Below are 12452 nucleotides of genomic sequence, written 5' to 3' on the forward strand. Positions count from 1 at the left end.
CTGTCGACGGGCCCGACGCCCGGATCAGCGGCACGCCTGATGTCTTTTTCACCGATCCTTGCCGACCCGTTTAGCCGGCACACCAACGCCCCCTGCTTACTGAAAGGCATGCTTTCTTCATGACCGGCCCCATCAGCCAAGCCCTCGCCGATTTCCGCGCCAAGCCCCAAGCGGCCGGGTGGCTGAGGCTTCCTTTCTTCGAGGACGGAAGTGCCGAGACGGTGGCCGCCAAGGCCGATGCGGTCATTGCCTCGGGCGCCCAGGTTCTCCCGCCGCCTGACGCGGTGTTTACGAGCATCTCGCTTACGCCCCTCGACAAGGTGAAGGTCGTCATCCTCGGCCAGGATCCCTACCCGACGCCCGGGGATTCCCACGGCCTCGCCTTCTCCTATCGCGGCTCCCGGCGGCTTCCGGCTTCGCTCCGCACGATCCTGGCCGAGATGGCCGACGACCTGGGCGTCCCGATGCCGAAATCGGGTGACTTGTCGAAATGGGCGAAGCAGGGTGTGCTGCTCATCAACACGGCGCTGACGGTCGAAGCCGGGCAATCGGGAGCGCACATGAAATTCGGCTGGTCGGCCCTGGTCGATCAGGCCATCGCGGCGATCTCCGCGCAGCAGCCCGCCGTCGTCTTCCTGCTCTGGGGTGCTCCGGCCCGCAAGCGGGCGGCTCTCGTGGACCGGACGAAGCACCTCGTGATCGAGGCGGGTCACCCGTCCCCGCTCAACCGGCTGAACGATTTCAGGGGAACCCGCCCGTTCAGCCGCGCCAATGCCTGGCTGTCCGGAAAGGGCCTGGAGCCTGTCGATTGGCGGCTCGATACCTGACGCTTTCATGAAGAACCTTGCCGAGGAACCTCTTCTGGGTCTGGAGCATCGGACCCAAAAGTGGATTTGCACTTTTGGGATCCATCCGATGCTCCTTCTTTGATGAGCACATCGTTGAGGCGGAAAACCGGATCCACTTTTCCGCACGATGTGCTAGGTCTCGCCGCAGCGAAGAATGTGGTCGCGAGGATGCAGCCGCGACGGACTTGGAGATCAGCATGACGGAATCCCTCTTCGGACAGGTCGAGGCCTTCGCAGGCGACCCGATCCTTTCCCTCAACGATGCCTTCAAGGCCGATCCGCGCACGGAGAAGGTCAATCTCAGCATCGGCGTCTACACCGACGAGAGGGGCCGCATCCCGGTTCTGGGAGCGGTCAGGACCGCCTATGAGCGGACCGGCTTCGCGGAACGACCGTATCTGCCCATGGAAGGCCATGCGGGCTATCGCGACGGCGTGCAGAAGCTCGTCTTCGGCGACAGCCATCCAGCTCGGGCCGAGAAGCGCATCGCCACCATCCAGACCCTCGGCGGCACGGGCGCGGTGGGCATCGCGGCGGACTTCCTGGCCAAGCACGCTCCCGGCCGCACGGTGCTCGTCAGCGACCCGACCTGGGAGAACCATCACGGCTTGTTCCAGCGCGCGGGCTTTACGACCGCGACCTATCCCTATTGGGATCGCGCCAACCGTTCGGTCGATTTCGACGGCATGGTCAAGGCGTTTGAAGCGGCCGAGAACGGCTCCATCGTGGTGCTTCAGCCCGTCTGCCACAACCCGACCGGCGTCGATCTCGACGAGCGCCAGCAGGCCGCCATCACGGATGTGCTGCTCGCCAAGCGCCACATCGTCGTGTTCGACATGGCCTATCAGGGCTTCGGCACCAGTCTCGACGAGGATGCCGCCTTCGTGCGCCGTTACGCGGAACGGGCGAGTTGCCTCGTGGCCAATTCCTTCTCGAAGAACTTCTCGCTCTACGGCGAGCGCTGCGGAGGCTTGAGCCTCGTTTGCAGCAATGCCGACGAGGCCGAGCGCGTGCTCGGCCAGTTGAAGCTCGCCGTGCGCCGCAGCTATTCGAGCCCGCCGATGACGGGCGGCCTTCTCGTGGCGACCGTGCTCGGCAGCGCCGAGCTGCGCGCCCAATGGGCCGGTGAGGTCGAGACCATGCGCAATCGTATGGATTCCATGCGCAAGCTTCTGGCCGAGCACATCCGCGCCCTCTCGAACGAGATCGATGTGAGCTTCCTGCTCAATCAGCGCGGCATGTTCAGCTACACGGGCTTAAGCGCCCAGCAGGTCGATACCATGCGCGAGCGGGATGGTGTGTATCTCGTGGGCTCGGGCCGCATGTGCGTGGCGGGCCTCAACGAAGCGAACGTACAGACCGTCGCGAAGAGCTTCGTCGAGGCACAGGCGCGGGGGTGACGAGCCTCTCGATACGACGTCATCACCGGCCTTGTGCCGGTGATCTCGATTGATTGAGGCGCGGCGCTTCACCGGATCGGGATGGCCGGGACAAGCCCGGCCATGACAAGGAAAGGCTCAACCTTCACTCCGCCGCCACAGCCACAGGCTGCTGATCAGCGCGGAACTTGGCGAGAAGATCCGCCTCCTCCGTCTTCGCGGCTTTCAGATTGCGCTCCTTGACGTGACCGAAGCCGCGGATCTTCTGCGGGATGCCGGCGAGCCCGACCGCCGCAGCGTGGTTGCCGGCATTCAGCTTCGCGACGATCTCCTCGATCACCCCCTCGAATTCGCGGATCAGCTGACGCTCGGTGCGGCGCTCGTGGGTGTAGCCGAAGACGTCGAGCGGGGTGCCGCGCAGCGGCTTCAAGCCGGCGAGAACGCGGAAGGCCTTCATCATCCAAGGCCCGAAGCTCATCTTCTTCGGAAGGCCCGTTACCGGATCCTTGCGCGCCAGCAGCGGCGGTGCGAGATGGAATTCGTAGCGCAGGTTCTCGCCCTCGAAGGCCGACGCAACCTGTTTCTCGAAATGGCCGTTCGTGTAGAGACGCGCCACCTCGTACTCGTCCTTATAGGCCATGAGCTTGAACAATGAGCGCGTTACTGCGTCGGTGAGCGCGGTCGAGCCCGGCACGGCCTTGTCCTCCGCTGTGCGGACACGTTCGATGAGCGTCCGGTAGCGTCGGGCATACCGCCTGCTCTGGTACTCGGAGAGGAACGCCACACGCCGTTCGATCACCTCGTCCAGGGTCTCGGAGATCTTGCGCGATTCCGTCGGCGCCTTCAGCTCGCTCATCATGGCGGCAATCAGCTCAGGCTCGGCCGCCGCGCGGCGGCCCCAGGTGAAAGCGGCGAGATTCATCTTCACCGCCTCGCCGTTGAGCTCGATCGCCTTCTCGATGGCAGCGCCCGAGAGCGGAACGCGGCCAACCTGATAGGCGTAGCCCAGCATGAACATGTTCGCCGCGATGGCATTGCCGAGAAACGCCGTGGCAATCGCCGTCGCGTCGACGAAGGACACGCCGTCCTGGCCCGCCGCCGATTTGATCGCACGCTTCAGGCGCTCGGTCGGCAGGGAGAAATCGGCATTGCGGGTGAACTCGCCCGGCATGACCTCCGCAGTGTTCACCACGAGTGCGGTCTGCCCTTCCTTCACGGAGGCCAGCACCTTCTTCGTACCCGTCACCACGAGATCGCAGCCGAGGACGAGATGGGCTGATTCCGCGCTCACGCGGATGGCGTGGATGTCGTCCTGGTTGTTGGCGAGCCGCACATGGCTGTAGACCGCGCCACCCTTCTGGGCGAGGCCGGCCATATCGATCATGCCCAGCCCCTTGCCTTCGAGATGGGCCGCCATACCGAGGATCGCCCCGATGGTCACGACGCCGGTGCCGCCGATGCCGGTGACGATCACGTTGAAGGTGCGGTCGATGGCCGGGATCACGGGATCGGGCAGCGGCTTGAACGCCATGCCGTCCGTCGACACCGTCTCGGGAGCGGCCCTCCTGATCTTGGCTCCGTGCACCGTCACGAAGGAGGGGCAGAAGCCCTGCACGCAGGAAAAATCCTTGTTGCAGTTCGACTGGTCGATCTGGCGCTTGCGGCCGAATTCGGTCTCGACCGGCTGCACGGCGACGCAGTTCGACTGAACCGAGCAATCGCCGCAGGCCTCGCACACGAGATCGTTGATGATTACGCGCTTGTCCGGATCCGGGAACTCACCGCGCTTGCGACGGCGGCGCTTTTCGGACGCGCAGGTCTGGTCGTAGATCATCGCCGTCACGCCGGGAACGTCCGCGAGCTGGCGCTGCACCGCATCGAGCTCGCTGCGGTGGTGGATCGTCATGCCTGCGGGCCAGCGGATCTCCTTCGGGTATTTGTGCGGCTCGTCGGTCACGAGAGCGATGCGCTCCACGCCCTCCTCGCGCACCTGACGGGCGATCATGTCGACGGTGAGCTGGCCCTCATGCGGCTGCCCGCCAGTCATGGCGACCGCGTCGTTGAAGAGGATCTTGTAGGTGACGTTGGTCTTGGTGTGGATCGCCCAGCGCAGGGCCAGAACACCCGAATGGTTGTAGGTGCCGTCGCCGAGGTTCTGGAACACGTGGCCGCGCTTGGAGAACGGCGCCTCGCCGATCCAGTTCGCGCCCTCGCCGCCCATCTGGGTGAAGCCTTCGGTGGAGCGGTCCATCCACTGCACCATGTAATGGCAGCCGATGCCCGCATAGGCGCGCATGCCTTCCGGCACCTTCGTGGAGGAATTGTGCGGGCAGCCGGAGCAGAAATGCGGCACGCGGGTGGCCACGTCGCCGGTCGTCGTCAGCACCTCTTGCGCATGGCGAAGCCGCGTCACGCGCCCGCGCAGATCGTCGTTGTTGTGATAGGCGAGCAACCGCTCGCCGATGACGATGGCGATGTCGTTGGGATCGAGTGCGCCCTTCACGGGGAAGAGCCAGCGTCCTTCCTCGTCCTTCTTGCCGATGCAGAGCGGCTGGTTGGCGGTGCCGTAAAGCTCCTCGCGCAGCTGCACCTCGATGAGGGAACGCTTCTCCTCGACCACGATGACCTTGTCGAGCCCGCGTGCGAAATCCGCGAGTTCCGCTTGTGAGAGCGGCCAGGGGCAGGCGACCTTGTAGAGGCGAAGGCCCATGTCGTTCGCCTTCACCTCGTCGAGGCCGAGCTCGTCGAGGGCCTGGCGCACATCGAGATACGACTTGCCGACCGTGATGATGCCGATCTTCGGATTGCGCCCGCCGGAAAGGACGATGCGGTTGAGATTGTTGGCGCGCACGAAGGCCAGCATGGCGTCGCGCTTGAAATCCTGAAGCCGCGCCTCCTGGTCGAGCACGCCGTCCCGATTGCGGATGTTGAGGCCGCCCGGCGGCATGGTGAAATCCTCCGGGATGACGATCTTCACCCGGTCAAGCGAGGCATCGACGGAGGCGGTCGATTCGATGTTGTCCTTCACGCATTTGAAGGAGACCCAGGTGCCGCAGAAGCGGCTCATGGCATAGCCGTAGAGGCCGTAATCGAGAATCTCCTGAACGCCCGCCGGGTTCAGGATCGGGATCATCACGTCGACGAAATGGAATTCGGACTGGTGCGCGACGGTGGAGGATTCCGCCGTGTGGTCGTCGCCCATGAGGGCGAGCACGCCGCCGTGTTTCGAGGAGCCCGCCATATTGGCGTGGCGGAACACGTCGCCGGAGCGGTCGACGCCGGGCCCCTTGCCGTACCAGAGGCCGAACACGCCGTCATATTTGCCGTCGCCGCGGATCTCAGCCTGCTGCGAGCCCCAGACGGCGGTGGCCGCGAGTTCCTCGTTGAGGCCGGGCTGGAAGACGATGTTGGAGGCTTCCAGCCATTTCCGTGCGCGCCAGAGATTCTGGTCGAGGCCGCCGATGGGCGAGCCGCGATAGCCGGAGACGAACCCGGCCGTGCTGAGGCTCGCCAGCCTGTCCCGCTCGCGCTGCATGAGCAGCATGCGGACGACCGCCTGCGTGCCGGTAATGAAAACGTGATCCTTGGAGAGATCGTATTTGTCGTCGAGCATTACGTCGCGGAGCGCACCATGACCGTCGGCCATTACCCGTTATCCTCCTGGAGCCTATTGCTCCGCTGCCGGTGTTCCGGTCTTCTTTTTTGTGAATATGTCAGTAATGCTGACATATCTTCCGAAGGCCGTCAATCGAGCGCCTTCGTTTCACCTCCGTTAACCATGAAACCCCCATACCGCTTCCAGGATCCCGGCCTCGGAGCCGCACCGTTTCAGGGGCAACGCATGACACGCCATCTCGGATTGATAATGCCCCTGGCGGCCTTGGGTTTGGGCCTGGCCTCGCCGGCCCTCGCGCATCCCCATGTATGGGTGACGGCCAAGGCCGAGGTCGTCTTCGCGCCCGACGGAAAGGTGACGGGCGTGCGCCACCGCTGGACCTTCGACGAGGCCTATACGGCTTACGTCACGCAGGGGCTCGACAAGGACAACGACGGCAAGCTGACGCCGGAAGAACTCCAGGAACTCGCGGATGAGAATGCCGCCTCCCTGAACGAGTTCGACTATTTCACGGTGCTCAAGGCCCGCGGCAAGCCGCAGAGCTTCGACCAGCCGCGCGAGGCCCGGATGACCATGGAGAAGAACCAGGTCGCCATGTCGTTCTTCCTGCCGCTTAAGGCCCCTGCGGCTCCCTCGGGAGCCGTGTCCATCGAGATCGAGGACCCGACCTTCTTCGTCTATTTCAGCCTCTCGGACGGCCAAGCGGCCATCTCGCTTACCAACGCGCCTCAAGGCTGCGTAACGAGTATCGCCAAGGCGAAGCCGCTCGAAGCCAGCATGCAGCAGATTCTGCAGAACGAAGGCGCCATCCAGCCCCAGGACATCGGCGTCGAATATTCCAACAGGGCCATCATCGCATGTCCCTGACATCCGATGCCCCTGCCCTTCCGCGCGTAGGCCGGACGCCGCTCGCGCGACGGCTCGGCCTGATGCTCGCGGCCATCGCGCTCGTTGCCTTAGGCATGGGGCTGATCGGCCTGTGGCTCGGCCCGGTCGGCAAGCCGCCGCCGCGCAACCCCTTCGGCATGGGCTTGCGGGAGGCGACGCCCTCGGGCAGCATCGGCGCCTGGATCCTGTCCGTGCAATCCGGCTTCTATGGCAGCCTCCAGGCGGGCGTGCGCGCCATGAAGAAGGACGGCTCCGCCCTGTTCTCCCTCCTGCTCGTCGGCTTCGCCTACGGGGTCTTTCATGCGGCGGGTCCCGGACATGGCAAGGGCGTGATCTCGGCCTATCTCGTGGCCGACGACAAGGCCTTGCGGAAAGGCTTTGCCCTGAGTCTGGCCGCCGCCCTCGTGCAGGCGCTCGTCGCCATCGCCATCGTGTCCGTCGTGAACCTCGCGCTGCGGGCCACCGCCTCCACCATGAACAAGCTCGCCATGAACGTGGAGCTGGCAAGCTTCGTCGCCGTGGCCCTGCTTGGCGCCGTCATTACCTGGCGCAAGGCCGGCAAGGTGCTGGGCGTTATGGCGCTCGCCCGCAATCCCCATGCCGCCGTGCAGGAGGATTGCGACCACGTCCACATGCCGCCGCCGCAGGAGCTCAGCCGCCTGACCCGCTGGCGCGACATGGCGGGCGTGGCGATCGCCGCCGGCATCCGGCCCTGCGCGGGCGCCCTCATCGTCCTGGTCTTCGCCCTGTCGCAGGGGCTGTTCGCGGCCGGCATCGCGGCGACCTTCGCCATGGCGCTCGGCACGGCGCTGACCACTGGCGCCATCGCGGCGCTCGCGGTCTTCTTCAAGGTCGTGGCCCTGCGGCTCGCCGGCGGTCGGGGAGCCTCGGGAGCCATCGCCATCGCGGGGCTCGAACTGCTGGCCGCCGCCTTCGTGCTGGTCCTGGGCGCGAGCCTCCTCTACGGGCTTTGGGCAGCTTAGAGGCCCAGCGACCCGCCGTCCGAACGCGGATCATGCACGGCCTCGACGCGCCCATTGCGCGGATGCTTCACCAGCATGCCCGCATGGCCGAAGCGTCCGGAATAGGCCTCGTCCATCTCCTCGATGGTATGGCCGAGCCGCGAGAGGCCGCGGATCAGGCCGGGGTCGAAATGGCTCTCCACCTTCAGCACGGCCTCGGGCTGGCGCGGCCTCGCATCGAGTAGCCAGCGCGGCGCCTCCACGGCGTCTCCCAATCCCATTCCGGCCCCTGCATAGCGCGAAAAGATCTGGCCGAGGAACTGAGGCTGGGTCTCGCCACCCATCGCCCCGAAGGACAGCACCCGCCCATCGTCGAACACGGCCATGGCCGGATTGAGGGAATGGAGCGGCCGGTGGCCGGGCTCCAGCCGGTTGCGGCTCGTAGGATCGAGCGAAAAGGCCGTGCCGCGGTTGTGCCAGAGGATGCCCGTCGCCGGGAGGAGGCAGCCGGAGCCATAGGCCCAGAACACGGATTGGATATAGGACACGGCGAGCCCGTCGCGGTCGATGGCCCCCATCCAGATCGTGTCCCCGTCGATGGGGCGCGGCAGCGGAAAGGAGGCGGCCCGCTTCATGTCGATGAGAGCGGCTTCCCGCTCCAACGCCTGGGGCGTCAGAAAGGAGGCCGGGTCGTGAGCGAGGTTGCGTGGGTCCGCGACCACCCGATCGCGGAGGGAGAAGGCGCGCTTCGCGGCCTCGATGAGGGCGTGATGATGCTCCGGCGTCTCGGCCCGGAGCCCCTTGAGGCGATCGACCATGCCGAGGATCAGCAGGGTGGCCAGTCCCTGGCTCGGCGGCGGCAGATTGTAGACGGTGGAGTTCTGCAGCCTGACCGACAGAGGCTCCACGACACGCGCGCGATAGGTTTCCAGGTCGCGGCGTGCGATGGGGCTGCCGATCCGCTCCAGATCGAGGGCGATCTCCCGCCCCACATCGCCGCGGTAGAAATCGGCCAGGCCCGCATGGGCGAGCTGCTCCAGGGTGTCGGCGAGGCGCGGCGTCCGCCTCTGCGTCCCCTCCGGCGCTCTCCTGCCGTCGACCAGAAAGGCCTCGGCGAAACCGGGAACCTCATAGAGGGCTGCTTCCTCGCTGGTCACGAACCGCTCCTCGGAGCGGGAGACCGGATATCCATCGCGGGCATGGCGAATGGCATCCCCCAGCAGAAGGTCGAGGGGCAGCTGCCCGCCGAGCGCCCTGGACAGCTCCAGGGCCAGCCCCCATCCGCCGACCGCACCCGCCACGGTGAGCGCCGAATCCGGCCCGCGCGGCGGGATGGCGTCATATCCCTTCTCCCGGTAGCGCTGGATGGTGGCGAGCGAGCCGGCCGGTCCCGAGGCATCGAGGGCATGAATGCGGCCCTTGGGCTCGCGCACGAGCCAGAACCCGTCGCCACCAATGCCGTTCATGTGCGGATAGACCACGGCAACGGTGGCCGCCATGGCCACCATGGCCTCAATGGCATTGCCGCCCGCCGCCAGGATGGTCTGGCCGGTCTCGGCGGCGAGTCTATGGGGAGCCGCAACGGCGGCTGTCGAGAAAACGGGTGTCTCGGCCATGGTCTCTTCAATGTGGGACGCGACGGAATGAGATTCGGGGAGAACTTGCACCCGAGGGGGCGTTTAGGGTAGTCCCCTTACAACAATTGGAGTTAGGCAGAAGTGGCTCAGGCGAAAAGCACCAACTGGCGCAACGTGATCACCATCATGAGCATCATGATTCTGGTCGGCGCGGAAGTTTTCGGCGTCGCGATTGCCGCCGGCTGGGCCCTCGCGGGCCTGTTCGAACTCGGCGAACATGTCGGCTACGCCCTCATGGTCCTGTTCAGCCTGTTCGCCGTCTATGTCCTCGTCCATCTCTGGCGCCGCTGCATCGCCGCCGAGCCGCTGACCGGGCGGGCCTAGCGTATCGAACGCAGAAGCGGGCACCGGTTCTGCGTGAAAAGATGCGTCCGCTGCTTTAGGGCTCTTCGCACGCCTTCATCGTGATGGGATCGGCCGCGGGCGGCACATAGGCCTCCATGGGGCGGCATTGTCCCGCGATGCAGATCCGCCAATCCGCCGTCGCACCCGAGCGGCGCATGATCACCTGAACCTGCGGCGGCAGGTTCGGCTTCCATGACCAGACACCATGGACGAACCTGGCCTCCGGGGGCGGCTCCATCCCGGCGCCCGATCCGCGCACCCGCGCCTCGACGAGTTCAAGCCCTGCCGGCGTCGAGCGCCAATCCTCCTCCCAGACGATCTTTTCGACCGAATGAGTCCAGGCGAGCGTGATCGCGCCCGCCATCAGGGGCGCGACCTTGGAGCCGGCGAGAAGGCAGATCACCGGCTGAGGGCCGGTGCGGCGGCCCGGCGGGATCGCCAGACGTGGAAGCCCAGGACGAGCGCCGCCAGGGCGAAGCCGACCTCATCCGTAGCCGGCAGCGCCAGAACCAGGAAGGCCGCCGCCACCGCCGCGGCAAGCCGCTCCCACCAGGGCATTCTCGTGCTGAGATACCCCACGGAGGCTGCGCCCCAGAGCAGGACGGCAAGGCCCGCCTTCACCACCATGTAGGCGACGTTCGCCCAGAAGGCCGCACCGGACAGGCCGGGCACCGGCTGCATCATCAGTGCCGGATCGTAGACCGCCATATAGGGGATGACGAAGCCGGGCAGCGCGATCCGCAACGCCGCGAAGCCGATCCTGAAGCCGGACGCCTTGGCGATGGGCGCCGCGGCAAAGGCCGCGAGCGCCACGGGCGGCGTCAGGTCCGCCATGATGCCGAAATAGAACACGAACATGTGCGAGACGATGAGCGGGACGCCCAGCGTCAGCAGGGCCGGAGCGGCCAGCGACGAGGTGATGATGTAATTCGGGATCGTCGGGATGCCCATGCCGAGGATCAGGCTGACGATCATCGTCAGAACCAGCGATGCGATGAGCGAATCCTTTCCGATGGACACGACCCAATTGCCGAAGATCGTGCCGATGCCGGTGAGCGTCATCGTACCGATCACGATGCCCACGACCGCGCAGGCGAGACCCACGGGAAGGGCCTGACGGGCGCCGTCGGCCAGCGCATCGCGGCAAGCCTCCAGGGTCTCAGGACCGCCGCGGACGAACAGGCTCGCGAGGACCAGGACGGCCACCAGAGCCAGGACGAGGGTGACGCCAAGCCACAGGAAGGTGCCGGCGATCAGGCCGAGGCCGACCCAGAAGATGATGCGCGCGGTCTGGTTCAGGATGCCGAACGCGAAGGAACCGGCCAGGATGAGCACCACCGTGAGCGCCAGGCCGATGGAGCCGGCGAAGAGCGGCGTATAGCCGGAGAACAGCAGATAGACGAGAACGGCGAGCGGCAGGATGAGATGCCACTTCTCCTTGAGAGCCCGTGCGGCGCTGGGCAGCTCCGCGCGGGAGAGGCCCATCAGCCCGGACTTACCGGCTTCGAGATGCACGGCGAGGAAGGCGGAGGCATAATAGAGGACGGCCGGGATGATCGCGGCTTTGACGATCTCGACGTAGGGCACGTCGATGGTCTCGGCCATGATGAAGGCGACCGCGCCCATGACCGGCGGCATGATCTGCCCGCCCATCGAGGCGGTCGCCTCGACGCCGCCCGCGAATTCGGAGCGATAGCCGAAGCGCTTCATGAGCGGAATGGTGAATTGCCCCGTCGAGACAACGTTAGCGACGCCCGATCCGGAGATCGTTCCCATCAGGGCGGAGGAAAAGACCGCGACCTTCGCCGGTCCCCCGGTAGCGCTTCCGAACAGGCCCATCGCCACATCGGTGAAGAGCTGGATCATGCCGGCGCGCTCGAGGAAGGCGCCGAACAGGATGAACAGGAAGATGTAGGTGGCGGAGACCAGGGTCGGCGTGGCGTAGAGCCCCTCCGTCCCGAAGGACATGTGCTCGATCACCTGCTCCAGGGAATAGCCGCGATGATCGAAGGGTGCCGGCAGATAATTGCCGAACAGGCAATAGGCCAGAAACAAGCCCGCCACGATGGGCAGCGCCGGCCCCATGACGCGCCAGACGAGGTAGAGCAGGATCGCGATGGCCGCGATGCCTACGATCATGTCGCCCTGCGTGAGCTCACCGGCGCGGACCAGGAGCTCTTCGTAAAGCCCCCAGTGATAGAGGCCGATGCCGAATCCGGCGAGGCCGACGAGCCATCCGAGTGCCACGGTGGCGGGGCTGCGGGCTTTGTGGTTCGCCAGCATGGCGCCCGCCACGAGGCTCAGGAACCCCACATGGATCGCGCGCACCACTTGGCTCGGCAGGCCGCCTGGAAACTTGAGAATGAGTCCGTAAGTAACCACAAGCGCGGCCAGGGCCAGCACCCCGTTGATGACGTTCCGGCCGGTGAGGCGAAGGAAGACGAGCCAGCCGGCCCAGGCCACGAAGGCCGCGCCGACAAGATAAATCAGCGTAATGCTGGCGAAGAACGGCCTGTCGAGAGGAATGCCGAAGGCAGTGATGATCTGGAAGGTGGAGAAGGCCACCGCGATCCAGAACAGGAGCTTGCCGAGAAGGCCTTCACCGAAATTCTCCGGGAGACCGTGCTCCGGGTTCGCCACGGGCGTCGACGGCGCCTCCAGCGTTGCGACCCCAGATGCGTTCACACCCTGACTCATGGCGTGGTCTCCCTTAGACTGAAATTTCTCGGCATGAAAAAGCCGGAGCAGTTCACCTGCTCCGGCCGGATTGTAAATCG

At 65.8% G+C, this 12452-nt stretch carries 9 protein-coding genes; 5 read left to right on the forward strand and 4 right to left on the reverse strand.

Annotation, left to right across the window (positions count from 1 at the left end; genetic code table 11):
• The first annotated feature begins 119 nt into the window (after positions 1-119).
• Positions 120-827, forward strand: coding sequence for a uracil-DNA glycosylase (gene ung, locus AB4097_RS14500; RefSeq protein ID WP_442040701.1), 708 nt, complete (start codon positions 120-122; stop codon positions 825-827).
• Between the two features lie 218 nt (positions 828-1045).
• Positions 1046-2248, forward strand: a complete 1203-nt coding sequence (locus AB4097_RS14505) for an amino acid aminotransferase (RefSeq protein WP_442040703.1) — start codon at positions 1046-1048, stop codon at positions 2246-2248.
• A 124-nt stretch (positions 2249-2372) separates the two neighbouring features.
• Here the strand turns inward: AB4097_RS14505 and AB4097_RS14510 are convergent, their stop codons facing one another.
• Positions 2373-5873, reverse strand: a complete 3501-nt coding sequence (locus tag AB4097_RS14510) for an indolepyruvate ferredoxin oxidoreductase family protein (protein WP_442040705.1) — start codon at positions 5871-5873, stop codon at positions 2373-2375.
• A gap of 195 nt (positions 5874-6068) precedes the next feature.
• Between AB4097_RS14510 and AB4097_RS14515 the strand changes: the two genes are divergently transcribed.
• Positions 6069-6710 carry a DUF1007 family protein gene (locus AB4097_RS14515; RefSeq protein ID WP_442040707.1) on the forward strand — a complete coding sequence of 214 codons (642 nt, stop codon included), beginning with the start codon at positions 6069-6071 and terminating at the stop codon, positions 6708-6710.
• Entirely contained in the window at positions 6701-7714 is a 1014-nt protein-coding gene (locus tag AB4097_RS14520) for a nickel/cobalt transporter (protein WP_442040709.1), read from the forward strand. The genes AB4097_RS14515 and AB4097_RS14520 overlap by 10 nt, the downstream gene beginning before the upstream one ends.
• Here the strand turns inward: AB4097_RS14520 and AB4097_RS14525 are convergent.
• Positions 7711-9309: a gamma-glutamyltransferase family protein gene (locus tag AB4097_RS14525; RefSeq protein ID WP_442040711.1), complete on the reverse strand. Its 1599-nt coding sequence runs from the start codon at positions 9307-9309 to the stop codon at positions 7711-7713. The two genes, AB4097_RS14520 and AB4097_RS14525, sit on opposite strands and share 4 nt — an antisense overlap.
• Positions 9310-9456: 147 nt before the next feature.
• Here AB4097_RS14525 and AB4097_RS14530 point away from each other — a divergent pair, with 147 nt between their 5' ends.
• Positions 9457-9654: a hypothetical protein gene (locus AB4097_RS14530; RefSeq protein ID WP_442040763.1), complete on the forward strand. Its 198-nt coding sequence runs from the start codon at positions 9457-9459 to the stop codon at positions 9652-9654.
• A 55-nt stretch (positions 9655-9709) separates the two neighbouring features.
• Here the strand turns inward: AB4097_RS14530 and AB4097_RS14535 are convergent, their stop codons facing one another.
• Both AB4097_RS14535 and AB4097_RS14540 read right to left on the reverse strand, forming a co-directional pair.
• The gene (locus AB4097_RS14535) at positions 9710-10078 is read right to left on the reverse strand and encodes a DUF1850 domain-containing protein (RefSeq protein ID WP_442040713.1); all 369 of its coding nucleotides are present in this window, start codon (positions 10076-10078) and stop codon (positions 9710-9712) included.
• Positions 10075-12372, reverse strand: a complete 2298-nt coding sequence (locus AB4097_RS14540) for a TRAP transporter permease (RefSeq protein ID WP_442040715.1) — start codon at positions 12370-12372, stop codon at positions 10075-10077. Before AB4097_RS14540 ends, AB4097_RS14535 begins: the two co-directional genes overlap by 4 nt.
• Positions 12373-12452 lie beyond the last annotated feature (80 nt).

This window comes from Microvirga sp. 2MCAF35 (genome assembly GCF_052115545.1).
GTDB lineage: Bacteria > Pseudomonadota > Alphaproteobacteria > Rhizobiales > Beijerinckiaceae > Microvirga.